Origin of the sequence: Bordetella sp. N, assembly GCF_001433395.1 — a bacterium.
GTDB lineage: Bacteria > Pseudomonadota > Gammaproteobacteria > Burkholderiales > Burkholderiaceae_B > Bordetella_C.
Window position 1 is genome coordinate 6,676,765 of the sequence record NZ_CP013111.1, and the last position, 16,876, is coordinate 6,693,640.

Below are 16,876 nucleotides of genomic sequence, written 5' to 3' on the forward strand. Positions count from 1 at the left end.
TGCCATTTTTTTATCCAGACGAGCCGAACCGGCCACAGGAATAGTGCAAATGAAATCGACCCTTCTTAAAGTGCTGGCCACGGTCGCCCTGGGCGCCAGCTTCGTGTTGCCGGCCGCGCAGGCCCAGGACAAGCCGCTGAAAGTGGGCGTCACCGGCGGCCCGCACGCCGAAATCTTCGAAGTGGTGAAGCAGGAAGCCGCGAAGCAGGGCCTGAACATCCAGATCATCGAGTTCTCGGACTATGTGCAGCCCAACGTCGCGCTGGCTGCCGGCGATCTGGACGTCAACAGCTACCAGCACCAGCCCTACCTGGACAATGCCAACGCCGATCGTGGCTACAAGCTGGTGAGCATTGCCAAGACCGTGATCTTCCCGATGGGTGTGTACAGCAAGAAGGTCAAGAACCTGGCTGACCTGAAGGAAGGCGCACGTATCGGCCTGCCCAACGATCCCACCAATGGCGGCCGCGCCTTGCTGTTGCTGCAAACCCAGGGCCTGATCAAGGTCGATCCCAAGGTGGGCCTGAAGGCCACGCCGCTGGATGTGGTGGGCAATCCCAAGAAGTTCCGTTTCATCGAGCTGGATGCCGCCCAATTGCCGCGCTCGCTGGATGACACCGACGCATCGGTGATCAATACCAACTTCGCCATGCAGGCCGGCCTGAATCCCAAGACCGACTCGATTGCCCAGGAAGCGGGCGACTCGCCCTATGCCAACGTGCTGGTCGTGCGCGAGAAGGACAAGAACCGTCCCGAGTTCGCCAAGCTGGTGGCCGCCTATCACTCGCAGGCCGTGAAAGACTTCATCGCCAAGAAGTACAAGGATGCCGTGGTGACGGCTTGGTAAGCTGGCTTGACAAGCTTGCCGGATCTGGCCCATAATCATGGGCTTCGGTCGGGGTGGTAACTCAGCCGGTTAGAGTATCTGACTTTTAATCAGAGAGTCGTGGGTTCGAGTCCCACCCACCCCACCACACGTATTGCCTGAAAAAGCCAACCCACGGGTTGGCTTTTTCTTTGGTTGCTATGGGACCTTGGGCCTTGGTTCTTGGCCCTTGGTCGTCGCCGGCCCTGCGGGGCTCAGTACCAGCCAAAGCCCTTGGCCATAAGCCCCGCGAGCCCCAGCGCCACGGTGATCAGCGCCCCGAACATCACGCGAAAGTCCGTCCGGACCTCGGTCCGCAGTGCACCGATTTCGGCCTTGGTCTCCTTGCGCAGTTCGCGCACATCCGTCTTCAGTTCACTGATATCGCGTTGCGTGTGCTCGGCGATGACCTCAAGTCGGGCGACCCGGATTTCCAGGCCGTTTGGCTTGACGCCCCCGCTGCTGTATTCGGCGGGAGGGCCGGACCAGAGGCCGCGCCCCGACCCGAAGCTGCCGCTGAGTATGTACGATGTCATGGCGTATTTCACTCCCCATTCCGTAGAGACTTTACGCACGCCGTTGCCACGGAAGCGTGCCTACGAATGAAGAGCATACCCCCCGCTGAGGTTCCTCAGCGGTAAGCGCTCAAAAATAGGACTGCTCCTACGTACTTCCCGCAATAATCAAAACGCGGGCACCAGCGACCCCTTGAATTCCGTCTCGATGAAGTCACGAACTTCCCTGGATTGGTAAGCCTGGACCAGGCGCCTGGCCCACGGGGCATCGCGGTCGGCCCGGCGGACGGCGATCAGGTTGGCATACGGGCCGGTAGGCGACTCACGGCCGATGGCATCGCGCGCGGGAACCAGGCCGGCCTGGGTCGCATAGTCGTTATTGATCGACGCCGCGGTCAGATCATCCAGCGAACGCGGCAGCTGCGCGGCATCCAGCGGGATCAGCTTGAGTTTGCGCGGATTCTCGATGACGTCGGACGTCGTGGCGTTGTTGTCGGCGACGGCCTGCGGACGCAGCTTGATCAGCTGGTAGTCCTGTAGCAGGCGCAGCGCCCGGTTGCCGTTGGACGGGTCGTTCTGGATGCCCACCGACGCGCCCTCCGGCAGGTCTTCCAGTTTCTTGATCTTGCGTGAGTAAAAGCCCAGCGGCGCCGTCACCGTCAGACCCACGGACACCAGGTCGTAGCCGCGCGCCTTGATCTGATTGTCGAGAAAGGGCTTGTGCTGGAACGCGTTGGCATCCAGGTCGCCCGCCGCCAGCGCCGCATTGGGCAACTGGTAATCATTGAACACCACCGTCTCTATCTTCAGGCCGTCACGTTGGGCGACCCGTTTGACGATCGCGAAGATCTTCTCGGCGGTGCCAACGGAAATGCCGACCTTGATGGTCTGTTTATCGGCCGGCTGGTCCGCTGCCGTGGCGGTAGCGGCCACGCTCATGGCCAAGGCCGTGATCACAGCCAGGACAGGGGCGCCGAGCAGGCGTAGGGAAGGGCGCATGACGATTACCTCGGGGCAAGGGGAAGGGGGACAGGGAAGCGGAAGGGCATACCCAAGCCGGGAATTCTGGCAGCCGCCGCCTGCCGGCCTAAGGACAGAGTAGGCATGTGGATATACCCCCTAAAGTTTTCCCGTGTTCCGCCGTAATCGGTAAAGGACGGAAGCATGCCGCTTCCGCGACTTGCTATCGCTGCCTGCCCATGACCACCCTGTCGTCGTTGTCTTCGCTGGATACCGTTGCACGCCTGAGTACGGATACCTCCGTGGTATCGCGCGCCGCCGCGCAACTGGACACCGCCCAGGCGTCGACTTCCGTGACCTTGGGCCAGGCGAACGACGCGCTGCAGACCTATTCGGTACGAGGCACAGCGTCCACCGTCAGCACGGTATGGGAAAGCGCCAGTGCCGATGACACCAGCAAGCTGCTGGCGGCCAACAGCCGCGCATCTTCGCTGTCCAGCCGCTTCGCCGGCCTGGGCGCGGCCCTGCTGAACGGCCTGGCCAACGGCGGCGGCGCGTACTCGCAGTCCGTGCTGCAAACCAGTACCACCGGGCTGTCCGACGAGGTGGCTGCCGCCGCCACGGCGATACGGCAGACGGCCTTCCATACGAAGGCCGACAACGAGATCACCTTGTCGATCAAAACGGCGCGTGGGGTGCAGGTGACGGTGACGTTGGGCAGCCAGCAGAACGGCCTGGGCGCCAGCATCAAGGTAGCCGATGGCGCGACGCTCAATGACGCGGAGCGCAAGGCACTGGGCGCGCTGGCGGACAGTTTCCAGGACGCTGTCGACGGCCTGGCCGCGGTGCCGCCCAAGCTTGCGCTGGGTGGCCTGACGCAGTTCGACAGCTCGGTATTGTCCTCGGTCGACTTGCAGGCCGGCGTGCAGGTGAGCGGCGGCGTCCAGACCTTGAGTTTCCACGCCGACAGCAAGGGCCGCAGCCTGGCATTCGACGGTCCCCAGGGCACCGTGAAGGTCGATGTCGACCTGTCCGATGCCAGGGTCTTCGGCAGCGACGATCAGCGCGCCGCGGCCGTCGACAACTATCTGTCCCAGATCGACAGCGCCGGCCGCCGTGGCCGGGCCGATACCGACCTGGTGGGACTGTTCAAGGATGCCTTCGCGCAGATGAACAGCCATTATGGCGATGCGATCCTGCCCGACCCGGTGGACCGCCGCCGTATCGCCCTGAACGACACCGATCACAAGCTGACCTCGGGACTCGCCGATTTCACCGCGTCGGTAAAGCAGACCGCCACCTCGCCCAATCCTCTGCTGCCCGACGAGCAGGACACGTTCTCGTATCAGGCGAACCAGCGCACCGAGATTCGCGGCACGAGCATGCGCGACCGCAGCATCAGCCAGCAGCAGTATTCGCATCTGACCGCGAGTTATCACCAGCAGATCAGTCCGGATATCCCCATGAATCTGACGCTGGATCCGAATACGCAGAATTACTACTACACCCAGATCAACGACAGCGCGAGCGCGCAGGTCGATCTGGGCTATAGCGACGGCAAGCTCGTGCATGCGACGGCCCAGCGTTCCGCCAGCCAGAGCACGCACACGCAGAAATTCATCGGCGGCAAGGTCGAGCAGGATACGACCACGCCGGACAGCACCACGCAAGTGGAAAACCTGCTCGATACGCTCAAGCAGGATCCCTCTGACGAGAGCGATCCCAGCGACTTCGATCTGGCACGCTGGCAGCAGGCCTTGACGGCACTGCGTCAACGTCTGCTGTTGCAGGACAGCCCGTCCACGCTACGGGATCAGGGCCGCGGGCACAGCAAAACTTCGCAAGAATAAGACTTTTCTTATTTTTGACGCTGTGTTCAGCAAATAGACTGCGCGCATCTCTTTTACGTTTTGCGCAGGCGTTTTGTCGCGTTTTTTCGCGATGCCGAGACGCCGTGACGCAGTCGAAATCATGTCCCAGATCCAAACCAAACCGATCGTCATCCAGCTGCTCGGCGGTTTCAGCATCCGTGTCTGCGGTGTCGATCGCACTGATGAAATCGGCTACTGCAAGCCCAAACATCTGCTCGCCGTGCTGGCGTTGGCGCATGAGCGCGTCTGGTCCCGCGCCGCGCTGTCCGAAATGCTCTGGCCCCAAGGCAATGGCGATGGCCGCGCCAATCTGCGCCAGGCCCTGTGCGTGCTGCGACGCCTGCTCGCGGCGGGCGGTCCGGCCCTGGTGACGACGTCGGGCGCGGTGGCGCTGGACTTTCGTCTGGTCGAGGTCGATGCCATGGTGCTTCTGGGCATGGGCGAGTACGCGGATCTGCCGCTGAAAGAGCGGCTGGTGTTCGACCGGGGCGAGCTGCTTGAGCATCTACCCGCCGTGGCGGGCACGGGCCTGAATGCCTGGCGCGTCAGTTGGCAGTCGCGGCTGGCACAGGAAGTGTCGCGCTGCCGGCAGCAATACATACACTCGCTGACGCGCCGGGGCGCCGTGGACGAGGCCCTGGCCGGCGCGCGCAAATGGGTTTCGCTGCATCCGGGCGATGAACTGGCGCATCGCAGTCTGATCCGCCTGTTGCGCGATGTCGGCAGCCGCGAGGCGGCGCTGCGCGCTTATGAGCACTGCGCGGCCGTCATGGGCGAATACTACGAAACCGAGCCTTCGGCCGAAACCCGTGCGCTATTGCAGGCGGGCGCGCCGCTGCGCGATGCGCCCGCCACACCCGCCAATGCGCAAGGGTCGTGGACGTCCGGGCCGGTCGCCATCCTGGCCCTTGCGGTATCGCAGGACGGCGACGGGCAAAACCGTTGCGCCGTCGACCGTCTGCAGAACACCCGGGAGCATCTTCTGCAATGGGTCAGCAATCGCGGCGGCCTGGTGTCCGCGGGCGCCGACGGCAGCATCTCGGTCACGTTCGGCTATCCCGAGCCCTGCGAATCCCCGGCGGATGCCGCCGCCCGGCTGGCTTGTGACCTGCGCCGCTTCACGCCGCCGCGCGATGCGATCCTGGGCATGGGTATCCACGCCGACCTCGCCGCGCTGGATGGCGACAGCGCGGATGGCGCGATCATGCTCATAGGCCAGCGCGCCATCCGCCTGGCTTATCTGGCTGGCGTGGGTGAAACCCTGGTCAGCGATACCGCCAGCGCGCAATTGCAGGATAAATACGTCATCAGCCCAGACGAACGCTATGGGCTGCGAGTGGGCGTGCTGGACTGCGCCGCGGAAGCGCCGCCCGTCCACCGCATGTTCGGCCGCGCGGCGGAATTCGATATTCTGGTGCGGCGCTGGTCGGAGATCACCACGTCCGGGCGCGGCCGCACCCTGTTGCTGCATGGCGAGCGGGGCGTCGGCAAGACCTTGCTCATGACGGTCTTCAGTGAATATGCGCGCCGCGCCGGTGCCGCGGTGCGTGTGCTGGATTGTCGGCAGGAGAATCGCCAGCGGCCTCTGCACGCCATTTACGACTATCTAGTGCGCCATGTGCTGGACGGCGCCGGCATTGCAACACTGGATTTGTCCGACGCCGACAAGGAAGTCGCGCGCCTCGTCGAATCCCTGGGCTACCGCGCCGGCCTGGATCGTCATACCAGCGCCAGCATCCACCAGCAGCTGCTGCGTCCGGCGGCGCCTCGTCATGGCGACGATGCCGCCCCGACGGAAGGCGTGCTGCACGCCGTCACCTCGCTGCTGTTGCAACGGGAGCGCTCGGGCCAGCCCTTGCTGTTGATAGTCGACAACGTCCAGTGGGCGGATCGGGCCACACTGGAGCTGATCGCGCGCTTGGCGCGGCTGGTGGAAAGCGCGCCAGTGATGTTCATGCTGGCGGCGCGCACGGCGCAGGCGGATCTGCCCGTGGTGCCCGCCCTGCATGTCGAGCCCTTGAGTTCGGCAGCCATGGTCGAGTTGGTGAACGCGCGTGCAAGAGGCAAGCGCCTGGCGCCGAAAATCCGCCGCCACATCGTCGAGGGCGCTTGCGGAATTCCCTTGCGCGCGGAGCAGATGGTGCGCGATTTCCCGCTCGATGGCAATGAAGCCGATTTGGCGCTGATCGGCGCTTGCGACCCTGCCGAAGGCAGCGCGGGACATCGTTCGCGCGCCGTGCCCAGCCTGAATCTGGACTAGCCCGGCCACAGTGCCGGGAACTTAACAGAAGCGTCGAGTTACCTATCCGCCATCTGAATGGACCACGCCGATTTTCCGTGGTTCCTCCACCTACGCAACGCGGATAGAAACCATGGATGCATACAGTCTGATCGAACTATTTGGGAAGGAAAGCTGCATCAATCTGAGCCTGGGTGAGTCAGGCACGGTTGATCTGGTCTTCGAGAACGGCGTCACCCTGACGCTGGAGCACGACGATCCCCAAGACCTGTTGCATTGCTATGTCGTCCTGGGGCGTATTCCCGTCGAGGATGGCAGGCGCCTCACTGTCTATGGCGACCTGCTCGAAGCCAATCTTTTCGGCCACGAGACTGACGGCGCCACCTTGGGCGTCGACAAACATACGGGGGAAGTCCTGCTGTCCTGGCGTCTGGAACTGCTGGACGCCAATGTCAGCCTGCTGCGCAACATCGTGCAGAAAATGGTCAACGTCGCCGTCGTGTGGCGCGAGTATCTTGGCACCGTCGACCGTGGGGACGTGAAGGCGCCCAAAATAAGCACCAAGAAAGAGGCGCCGGCTGGCCGGGCGGTGCCCCAAGGCTACGACGAACGCCCTCATGGCGGATCGATGCGCGCCTGAGCCGGGCCACACAATAGACGTTGCAAGTGAATAAGGATATCGACTCGAATATCCGGGAGAGACAATGACTGGCATGGTAAGCCCCAGGCTGGAAATGACAGGGGCGCCACTACCCGGCGGATGTGAGGGCATGCCCACGGATATTGCCCTGGATGCCGCCAGCCAGGCCGTCGAGGGGATGTACACGACCGCAAGCGGAAGAAGACGTGCATCCACCGCGCACTCGATAACGTCGGTAGCCGCCGGCAAGGCATGCATCCGTTGCTGGTACCCGGGAAGACGCTCGCGTGCCGTCGATGTGGAATCCAGGTGCGCGCGCCAACGGGAAAAAATAGAACGTACATTCGACCAGTTGGCGCGCTGCCTGTCCGCGCAGCCAGGCGGGCCGGGCAAGCGCCAGAATGCTCACCTTGAAGAAACCGCGCTCACCATCGAGCGACTGTTTACGGCGGTCAAGCATCTGTCCTCCCTCAAACCGGCGCTGGACAATGGCGACACTGGAGCAGTAACGGTTCTGTTCGAGAAAGAAGCCTACCGTTGCGTGGACGCGTTGACGCCCGACGCATTTGAACGGATCTACCAAGGGCCGCTTTCCCTCGCCGAACCGCGCAACGATTCCAGCTACCGGCAGGCACTGCTCATGCGCTTGCATAGTCGCCCCGACTTGCCTGCGCAGACTGCGCTGACCGTTCTTGAACAGGCGTTGCAGGGGCGTCATGTCGACCAGATCCACGTCAAATGGCTGCGCGGGGCGGAGCGTGTGCTGGTCGACCGTGCTGCCAGGGCGCTGGAATTGCGCACTGCTTGTCAGACGCCGGAGCAAGACAGGAACAAGCTGGAGCATGCTTTGTACGGCGCTTTCCTGGACGTGTCGCAACAGACGCCAGCCACCCTGGAGCCCGTCACGGGCGCGTGCCTGGCGCTTGCCAGATTGCCGGCGCCGGTTTGGCCCTTGTATCAACGCGCCTTGCCGTTCGCGATCGTGAACGAAACCAGGCAAACACTCCGCTGTCTGCATGTTCCTGCTTCTTTCGCGATCGCCGAGTCGGCCTGGCGGCGCTACTGCCAGACTTGGGAGCAGGAGTACGCCAGGCGAGTCGTCACGCTGGATCGTGTCATCGCTGACTTGTCGAAAGCGGGCGACTTGCCGGACACGCAAGCGGGCGAGCGAATGCGAGCGACCGCGTTGGGGCTGAGTCGATTGGCGGCGCTGATCCGCGTAGGTTTGCGCGGCGTCGCGCGCACGACGTCGCTCGGGCATGACACACCGGATGTCGCATGGCATGGTGAAATCGCCGAGCGCTATGCAGGCATCACGGCGGCCTTGCGGGTCGCCCAGAAGTCCTTGGGGCTTTCCTTGGATGCGGCTCATGCCGGACTCGCTGCGCTGTCCGACAAAGAGCTCGCCGCCGTAGTGACGGCGGTCGCTGCGCTCCATCCTTTCGGTCTGCGGGTGGACCAAGACACGATCGCCGCCGAGCGCGATCGCAGACTGGGTCTGCTCGCGCAGGCGAAATTGAAGCCCTGCCTGGAACGGCTGGCCGGCCTTAGTCCGGCTGCTGGTGGCGGCCCGGTCGCGTCGTCCGTTGATGACGATCGTCCGTTCGGCGTAATGCATGAGGTAGCCGAGATAGGCCCGTGCTTGCGCGATGCCACGGACGCCTTGCAGGAAGTGGTGACGCTGTTCGTGGCCTGTGGCGGCAGACTGATGGGGGCGGAGGAAACCACCGACTTCGTACACAGGATCGTCGACCGCGTACTGCCCGATCTGTGCATCGCGCCGGCGCGCGCACGGGTGCTGGAACGCTTGACCATCGCGCTCGGCGACGCGCACGGCGCGTTGGCTTATGACCAGCCTGGCCACCTGCACCACGGCGATGCTGCCGCGCTTTTGTCACGCGCTGACCTGCTGCAAAGCATCACGGACCGGCTGATCGGCCTGGATGATGCCCCCGACCTCATCGACGGGGCTTTCTTCCACCTGATCCGGCGCGTGGCGTCCGCGGCCACGCTCGGGGCTTTCGTTTCGTCCGCCCCCGTGCGGCCGGACGACGCTGATGGGGGGGATCCGCAAGGCAGGGAGGCCCGGCTGGATGCCGACGTCCTGAAGGTCCTGCAAAACGACTTTGGCGTCGAGGCCGTCGTCCACGCCTACGGGGAGGGCGACGCCAGCCAGACCATGGTGGTGCAAGACCCCATGGCGCGTCAGGTACACGGCGCGGACGGGGCCCCTGCCGTGATGGTGCGTGAAATCTATAAGGAGGAACTCGCATTCAAGATTCTGCCCGTGAGGAAGTCCTCCGCGCCGCCCGTCACGGGGGCGCCGGGCAGCTACGGCGTCAGCCCCCTCGTCGTCGATCATTATTACGCCCTGGATTACGAGCGGGGATCCTGCTCCCTGTCGGTCCGTGGCCGAACGCCCACCGGCGAGCACGTGTCCTTCGATCCTGTCGCCGCGCCTTACACCCGCGGCGGCGGCAACATTGAAAGGGAGGCACTCAAGCGCGCCCGCGTGGAGAATGCCGTAGCGGCCCTGGAACAGCTGAAACGGATCGTCGATGCGTCAGGGTTTCGCCAGCTCACCCAATTCCTGTCGCAAATGGCCGCATCGCCGATCTGCCGGGCCGAGGCCCGCTCGATTGCCAGTACGCCGGTGCGCCTGGTGTCGGGCGAACCCGTGAGTGTCGGGGGCGCCGCCCATATCCATACGCTGATCGAGCAGAATCTCGATGGCACTTTCGATATGACTTATCACGTTGAATGGGTGAGCATAAATACGGCCCAGTTGGTTGATCCGCAACCGCATCAATCGGATGTCATCGAACTCGATCCTGCGCACAGCCGCAAGGCGGTTCGTTTTGCCTGGCGGCTGGTCACGGGAGAGGACCCCGTGATCAGGCCGCTGCAGTTGGCAGACTATCGATATCGCTTCGTGCCGTCCGCGCTTTCGCGCCGGAGCTCGTTTGCCGCGGAAAATGAATAGAACCGCGCCGCGGGAACAAACGTCAAAGCAGGCCCAAGTCTTTCGCGTAGGCAATCAATTCGGCATCATTGCGCGCAGCGAGTTTGCGCATGGCGTCCTGCTTTTGCCGGCTGGTGGTTTTGGCGCTCAGGCCCAGGATCTGGGCGATTTCATTATTGGTGCGCCCACTGGCGAATAAACGCACGACTTCCATTTCACGCGGCGACAAGGCCGCGCGCGCGGTCAGTTGCGATTGAGCCACGCCCAATGCCGCAAATTCATTGCGTATGCTTTCGGTGAAATAGGATAAACCGGACGCAGCGCGTTGAATTGCAGTACTTATTTCCTTGATTGCCGCGCTTTTCTCGACGAGCGCCAGCGCACCCGCTTGCAGCGCCGGGCTGATCATGGTCGGGGTGGCGATTTTCGTCAGTACCACGACATGAATATGCGGATACTGCGCCCGCAACTGTTGCAACATCGCCAGACCGTCCGGCTGCGTTCCTCCGGGCATGGAGAAGTCGGTGACCACGACATCGCAGGGAGTCTGGGCGAGACAGGCGAACAAGCTGTCCGGGCTATCGGCTGAGCCGACAACGCTGATATCCGGCGCGGTCGCGAGCGCATTCTTTATTCCCAACAACACGATTGGGTGATCATCGGCCAGTACGACGCGGATCATGTTGAAAACTCCATCCAAAGCTCAAGCAGGCGGCTGGCCCGGATAAGTGGCTATCCGAGCCAGCGCACGTTAATCAGCGCGCGATACCCGATTGATTATCAACGCGTGGGCGGTTTGACCTTCTGACTGCCTGAATCGTTCCCGCTACAAAATAGCTCGTTCTTGTATGGGAAGGGAATCAAATTTCCGTATACGTTCCCGCGCGCATTTCCTCTTTGGATTGATTGCGGTATGTCGTGGGCGTAATTCCGGCATGGCGCCGGAATGCTACCGTGAAATTGCATACGCTGGGGAAACCGACGTGGCGCGCGATGGCGTGCACCGGCATGCCGGTGCGGGCAAGAAGCCGGCGCGCGGCGGCCATCTTTTTATCGAAGATGAATTTATGCGCGGATTTTCCAGTGCGGTTCTTGAAAATGGAAGATAGTTTTCTTTCATGTGTTCCCACGCTATGCGCCAGCTGCCGCACGGTATGAATACTGCCCACGTCGGCCTGGATGGCGTCGAGGGCGTTGCGCAGCAAGATATCTTCCTGCGTGCCGCTGCTGTCAGAAGACGAGTGGGTACCCGCCGGCTCCGGCGTGGTGGACGGGCGCAGGTGCACGGAGATACGCGCCAGCAATTCTTCCGGATAAATCGGCTTGGGAACGCAGTCCACCGCGCCTACCGCGAAGGCTTCGGTGGTGGCGCCGTTGACGCCAGGCTTGACCAGGAAAATGATGGGGATCGTGCTGGTGTCCTGCGATTGCGACAGCAGCCGCGCCATCATGAAGGCATCCATCTGCTGCATATCGCCATCGAGCAGGACCATGTCGGGGCGCCAGGCCTGCGCCTGGTAGAAACCATGCCACCCGGACGCAAAGGACACGCGGAACAGCTGGTTCCGTAGCAACGCTACCGCGCCTGCCAAGGGCGACTCCTGATCCGTGATTATCAATACGTGCGCCGGCTTGCGGTGGCGCGACAGCATCTTCTTGGTGGGGCTCGCATTGCCGAACAGGACTGCGTGGTGGCCCGACAATTCGGGCAGCGATTGGGGTTGAGCAGCCATTTTGCTCTCTCCTAGAACGTGGCGCCTATCGAAACCCATGCTGTTGCGTCCGCGTGGAAGACGTGCAACAGGCGGACCGCGGTTTTTATTAACCGCCGACCTGGGCCGGACTTACCTCAGCGAGTCGCGTGATCGGGTTTTTATAGATCGTTCGCGCAAAAGTCTTCGCATCGGAATGTGCCGCTATCCTAAGTAAGGAACGTAAAACCCACTTTTGAAATAGGCAAAAAACGTTTTGAATTTTGTATTTTTATACATTTTTTTGACGGTTTAGTTCGTCTGGCCCCCTAGTCCTGCTTTCCTCCGGGCAGGGATTTGACGTCCGCGCGCTGGCGGAAGATCGCGGGGGTGCAGCCGACATGGCGGCGAAATGCCGAGGCGAAATTGGCCGGACTGGAAAATCCCAGGGTCTCGGCAATTTCGGAAATGCTCATTTGTTTGTGGTGCAGCAGCCTCTGCGCGGAGTGCATGCGCTCGTCCCGTAGATAGTCCTTGACCGATTTTCCCAGGGAGACCCGGAATGCCTGGGTCAAGCGGCGCTCATGGACGCCCATCTGGCGCGCCAGCAACTTGAGGGAAGGTGGATTGGCCAGGCGTTCGTCCAGATAGCGGCGAGTCATGGCGACGATGGTCTGGTCCGTCAAGCTGGACGTGACCAGTGGCAGGCGGATGTCCATGTCCGGCGTCGGGCCGTCGCTAGCGGATGGCGCTGGACGCGGGTCGCTTACCTCGGTGGAAGCCGCGTCAGGCTGGGCTTCCCCGCCCGCGGGCTTGCTCAGATGGACCCGGATCCGGGCCAGTACTTCAACCGGGTTATAGGGTTTCAGCACATAATCCGCGGCCCCCGAGCTGAAACCTTTCAGGCGCTCGTCCAGCCGTCCGGACGCCGTCACGAAAATGATGGGGATATGGGCCGTGTCCGGGTTCTCTTTGAGCAGGGTGCACGTCGCATAACCATCCAGTTGCGGCATGCAGACATCGAGAAGAATCAGGTCAGGACGAGGCAGGGCCTGCGCGCGGGCATAGCCTTGGCGGCCGTTCATTGCGACGGTAAGTCGATATGCCTCTTTATCAAGCTCCTGTACCAAAAGCTTGAGGTCCGCCGGACTGTCATCCACCAGCAGAATATGAGGGGAGTTATCGCGAACTTCGTCCGGGCGCATCAGCACCTCCAGTAGCATTGCACGCTACAGCCATGAAGCGCTGCCATGAAAAGCAGCCACCTGAATGTCACCGGAGTATAGCCGCGATTGGTCGCCACGTATCTTTACGTAACGTTACGCATCAGATCCATGCACTCCACCACCTTGATGAGGTATAGCGGCAAATAGAAGTCGATCAGGCGCTAAGGTTGCGGGCGACGCCCTTGAGGGTATCGAAAAAGGCTTTTATCAAATTGGTCAGCGTAGTGACGAACAACTGATAGCGATTAACGCTGCGCTGTATATCGATCATGTCGTTGGTGTTTAATTTTTTATTTAAACCACCCTCGGGGATGATCTTGTTCTGTGCGGCATTCAATACGCGTGACAGCGGATCGGCGGGGCCGGTGCCATTGGCAAGCGTGGCAAGATCGTCGGTAACGATACCGTCGGTGTAAGAAGACATATGACTCCGGGGGGATGACGTAACGCCGAGGAAATTCTTCAGGTCATCGTTGAATCGTGACCAGCGCGTCAGGACCTCTGAAAACAATCTTGTCCTTGGCTATCGACTCCAGCCGGTAGCTGTCGTACGTACCACCCACCATCAACTTGGTTCCACACGCCAACAGCAACCATGGATGGGCGCCGCCCACCACGCTGGTGATGCGGAAGGGGATGGAGGCCTCGGGCGGCGGCGCGGGGGGCGGCTCCGGGACCTCGCGGACGCTGTTGAAGTTGTCCTTGTTGAACTGGGCCACCAAGGGATGCAGGACGTGCAGCTGGTGATTGTCGAGGCCGTCGGTGTCGACGCCCAGCGCGTCGCCGGCCCACTTGATCGCTACGTTCGGCAGCAGCGACGCATTCATCGCGCGCTTCAAGCGGTTGCTGACGTCGGTCAGCAGGGTGATGCCATGCGTATCCACGGTGACACCGGCCAGTTTTGCCTCCAGCGTCTGAACGGCAGCGCGGCGGCGCTCGGCGCTGGCGGCGATGCCCTGGATGGTGAGTCGCCCCGAACCGAGATATTGCACATTAGAACGAACCAGGAAGTCCTTCAGCACATTCTGTGCGGCACGGATCTGGACGGTGGCGATCTCCACCTTGATGGCGGGACGTGGCTGGATGCGCGAAAGGGCTTCGGCCAGTTGTTCGTACTCGATGTCGTTGCGGACCCAGCCGGTGACGGTGACCGGCCCTTCGTCAGCTTGCCGGACCTGGGCGTCGGACGCCAGCGTCAGCGTGTCGAGAGCCGCCGCGGCCTGCCGCGCCGCGCGGTCCAGCTCCATCTTGTAGGGGGATGCCGAGGTGGCGTGGGCGGTGCCCGAGGTCCAGAAGATCCGGATGCCGGCAATTACGGCCAGGGTAATGCCGGCCATCATGGCGAATGCGACGGCGCGCCTGTAGGGCTTGTTGCGGCGCACCGAGCCTGGCGCCCAGGGCGCTGGGTGGACCGACGGGCGCGTGGCGGCCGCGATGCTGGCCTCGACGGCAGCGGGGTCGGGCCATGGGTCGGTCATGCGCGCGACACTGACCCACACGGGCCCGACGCGTAGCACGGCGCCGGGCGCCGTGCCGGCCGCCGACGGAATGGCGGCCGCGGCCACGGCGTCCGTGGGGGCGGGGTCGAAACGCCAGGATAGTCTTGTAAGACGGATGCGGCCGGCCCGGGCAGGCATGCCGGGGTCGGACAGGACAATGTCGCAATCGGCATCGCTACCCACACTGATCGCATCCGCGACAGGCGCGCGCGCCCCCTGGTGCAGGCCAGTCAGGATCCTCAGTTCAAGTTCGTCGGCGCTGATCATGCGGAGAGGTGGCAATCGCCAAGGTTCAAAGTTCGATGCGGGAAAGCGGTTGTATGTTCAGCTCTGCGGACAGTTCCTGATACGACAGGACCGGAAGGTGATACAGGTCCATTTCGATCAGCTTGCGCACATACCGTCTGATGTCCATGGTGGTCAGCAGAACAGGACGCTGTGCCGTGGTCGCTTGCGGCCCGACTGTCTGCTTGATGCGTTCCAGAAGCAGTGCGGATTGTTCCGGGTCCATGGCCAGATAACTGCCCCCTGACGTTTGACGGATGGCGTCGCGCACCGCTTGTTCGGTGGCCGGCGCAAGCAGGTAAACGGGCAGGAAGCTGTGTTCATTCGCATATTTGTGGCTGATGTAGCGTTTCAGCCCCATGCGTGCGTATTCAGTCAGCAGCACGGTGTCTTTTTCTTTCGGCGCCCATTCGATGAGCGCTTCCAGGATGGCCCGCATATCGCGGATGCAGATGTGCTCGGACACCAGGCGCTGCAGGATTTCCGCCACCCGCTGCACCGGCATGATGCGTTGGGTTTCCTTGACCAGCTCGGGATAGCGGGGCTCCTGCGCGGTCAACAGCAGGCGCGCTTCCTGGATGCCGAGGAAGTCGGCGGCGTGGCGCCTGAGCGTCTGGGCGGCGCGGTCCGCGAGCACTTGTGCCGGCCACAGGAAGGGCACGCCGGCCGCGCGCAAGGTCGTCGCATGTTTGTCGGCAATCCAGTATTCCCGCCGGTCATGCCATAGCTCGCCGCCCAGGCGCGCGATGCCTAATGCCTGCATGTTGTCCGGACTTTCGCGCGCCAGGATGGCGTTCGGCGGGCAGTAGCCCTGGTCGGCGGGGACGTCGTAAAGATGGATGCGGTATTGCCGTCCAACGCGCATGAGGTCGCCATCTTCCTCGCCTGTACCGGGTATCGCTTCGCCTACATGGATGTGGAGCTCCGGTAGCGGGATGCCCAGCTCGCGATAGAGTTCGCGCCGCGCGGCCAGATAGTCACGCCTCAACTCTTCGGGATCCAGTTCCGCGTCCAGTTCGGGTGTTATCTCGATGGTCAGGGGGCGGGCAGACGTCAACTTCGCCGCATCGTCCTCCTGTTCCTTGTCCTTGGCGCCAGCTTGCCCGCTGTCGGCTTCCGCGCCGTCCGGTCCGTCCCTGGCAACACGGCCGAGCGTGAACCCGACCACGCCCAGTATGGCCGCGAGCGTCAGGAACACCAGGGTCGGCATGCCGGGGATCAAACCCATGAGCAGCGCGACCGTGGCGCTGATCAGCAGCGCGCGTGGATGCGCCATCACCTGTTTGCCGATGTCCTTGCCGACGTTGGATCGCTGCTCGTCCGGCACGCGGGTCACGATGATGCCGGCGGCGATGGCGGTCAGCAGGGCGGGGATCTGCGAGATCAGGCCGTCGCCGATACTCAGTATGGAATAGGTGGTGCCGGCCTCGGCGGTGCTCATGCCGTGCTGGAGCACACCGATCGCAAGGCCGCCCAGGAGGTTCACGGCGACGATGATGAGGCCGGCGATGGCATCGCCCTTGACGAATTTCATGGCGCCGTCCATCGCGCCATACAGCTGGCTTTCTTTTTCCACCAGCCCGCGGCGGCGCCGAGCTTCGTCCTTGTCGATGGTGCCGGCGCGGACGTCAGCGTCGATGGACATCTGCTTGCCCGGCATGGCGTCCAGGGAGAAGCGGGCGGCGACTTCGGCCACCCGTTCGGCGCCTTTCGTGACCACGATGAACTGCACGATGGTCAGGATCAGGAAGACCACCAGCCCGACGACCAGATTGCCGCCCACCACGAAATTACCGAAGGTCTCGATGATGTGGCCGGCGTCGCCGTGGAGCAGGATCAGGCGCGTGGTGGCGATGGAGATGCCCAGGCGGAACAGCGTACCCACCAGCAGCACCGAAGGGAAAGACGAGAACGCCAGCGGCGACGGCAGATAGATGGCGACCATCAACAGGACGCAGCTCAAGGTGATGTTGGCGCCGATGAGCACATCGACCAGGGTGGTCGGCAGCGGCAGGATCATCATGAAGATGATCGCGATGACGAAGAACGCCAGAACGATATCGTTGCGGCTGGTGGCCGCCGTGACCAGGCGGGATATCCTTTGCATGGTGGGTTCCTGGGCC

13 protein-coding genes and 1 tRNA gene are annotated in these 16,876 nt (G+C 62.8%); 6 read left to right on the forward strand and 8 right to left on the reverse strand.

Going from position 1 to position 16,876, the window contains the following annotated elements; all coding sequences use genetic code 11:
- Positions 1 to 49 precede the first annotated feature (49 nt).
- Both ASB57_RS28820 and ASB57_RS28825 read left to right on the forward strand, forming a co-directional pair.
- On the forward strand, positions 50 to 847 hold the full coding sequence (locus ASB57_RS28820; RefSeq protein ID WP_057655419.1) for a MetQ/NlpA family ABC transporter substrate-binding protein: 798 nt from the start codon (positions 50 to 52) through the stop codon (positions 845 to 847).
- Positions 848 to 897: 50 nt separating this feature from the next.
- Positions 898 to 974, forward strand: a tRNA-Lys gene (locus ASB57_RS28825).
- A 106-nt stretch (positions 975 to 1,080) separates the two neighbouring features.
- Here the strand turns inward: ASB57_RS28825 and ASB57_RS28830 are convergent.
- Positions 1,081 to 1,413, reverse strand: a complete 333-nt coding sequence (locus ASB57_RS28830) for a hypothetical protein (protein WP_231755283.1) — start codon at positions 1,411 to 1,413, stop codon at positions 1,081 to 1,083.
- A gap of 135 nt (positions 1,414 to 1,548) precedes the next feature.
- Positions 1,549 to 2,379, reverse strand: coding sequence for a MetQ/NlpA family ABC transporter substrate-binding protein (locus tag ASB57_RS28835; RefSeq protein ID WP_057655421.1), 831 nt, complete (start codon positions 2,377 to 2,379; stop codon positions 1,549 to 1,551).
- A 200-nt stretch (positions 2,380 to 2,579) separates the two neighbouring features.
- Between ASB57_RS28835 and ASB57_RS28840 the strand changes: the two genes are divergently transcribed.
- The 4 genes from ASB57_RS28840 (at position 2,580) to ASB57_RS28855 (ending at position 10,073) form a co-directional block, all read left to right on the forward strand.
- Positions 2,580 to 4,190, forward strand: coding sequence for a hypothetical protein (locus ASB57_RS28840; RefSeq protein WP_057655423.1), 1,611 nt, complete (start codon positions 2,580 to 2,582; stop codon positions 4,188 to 4,190).
- A gap of 121 nt (positions 4,191 to 4,311) precedes the next feature.
- On the forward strand, positions 4,312 to 6,471 hold the full coding sequence (locus ASB57_RS28845; RefSeq protein ID WP_057655425.1) for an AAA family ATPase: 2,160 nt from the start codon (positions 4,312 to 4,314) through the stop codon (positions 6,469 to 6,471).
- Positions 6,472 to 6,583: 112 nt separating this feature from the next.
- Positions 6,584 to 7,090: a type III secretion system chaperone gene (locus ASB57_RS28850; RefSeq protein ID WP_057655427.1), complete on the forward strand. Its 507-nt coding sequence runs from the start codon at positions 6,584 to 6,586 to the stop codon at positions 7,088 to 7,090.
- A 130-nt stretch (positions 7,091 to 7,220) separates the two neighbouring features.
- Entirely contained in the window at positions 7,221 to 10,073 is a 2,853-nt protein-coding gene (locus tag ASB57_RS28855; RefSeq protein WP_156414303.1) for a hypothetical protein, read from the forward strand.
- Positions 10,074 to 10,095: 22 nt separating this feature from the next.
- Here the strand turns inward: ASB57_RS28855 and ASB57_RS28860 are convergent, their stop codons facing one another.
- The 6 genes from ASB57_RS28860 to sctV all read right to left on the reverse strand — a co-directional run bounded on the left by ASB57_RS28860 (position 10,096) and on the right by sctV (position 16,860).
- Positions 10,096 to 10,734, reverse strand: a complete 639-nt coding sequence (locus tag ASB57_RS28860) for a response regulator transcription factor (protein ID WP_057655430.1) — start codon at positions 10,732 to 10,734, stop codon at positions 10,096 to 10,098.
- A 178-nt stretch (positions 10,735 to 10,912) separates the two neighbouring features.
- Positions 10,913 to 11,785, reverse strand: coding sequence for an AraC family transcriptional regulator (locus ASB57_RS28865; RefSeq protein ID WP_057655432.1), 873 nt, complete (start codon positions 11,783 to 11,785; stop codon positions 10,913 to 10,915).
- Between the two features lie 287 nt (positions 11,786 to 12,072).
- The gene (locus ASB57_RS28870) at positions 12,073 to 12,948 is read right to left on the reverse strand and encodes a DNA-binding response regulator (protein WP_197424885.1); all 876 of its coding nucleotides are present in this window, start codon (positions 12,946 to 12,948) and stop codon (positions 12,073 to 12,075) included.
- A gap of 175 nt (positions 12,949 to 13,123) precedes the next feature.
- Positions 13,124 to 13,393, reverse strand: a complete 270-nt coding sequence (locus ASB57_RS28875) for a hypothetical protein (protein ID WP_057655435.1) — start codon at positions 13,391 to 13,393, stop codon at positions 13,124 to 13,126.
- A 43-nt stretch (positions 13,394 to 13,436) separates the two neighbouring features.
- Positions 13,437 to 14,735: a type III secretion system inner membrane ring subunit SctD gene (sctD, locus tag ASB57_RS28880; protein ID WP_057655437.1), complete on the reverse strand. Its 1,299-nt coding sequence runs from the start codon at positions 14,733 to 14,735 to the stop codon at positions 13,437 to 13,439.
- A gap of 25 nt (positions 14,736 to 14,760) precedes the next feature.
- Positions 14,761 to 16,860 carry a type III secretion system export apparatus subunit SctV gene (gene sctV, locus ASB57_RS28885; RefSeq protein ID WP_057655439.1) on the reverse strand — a complete coding sequence of 700 codons (2,100 nt, stop codon included), beginning with the start codon at positions 16,858 to 16,860 and terminating at the stop codon, positions 14,761 to 14,763.
- Positions 16,861 to 16,876 lie beyond the last annotated feature (16 nt).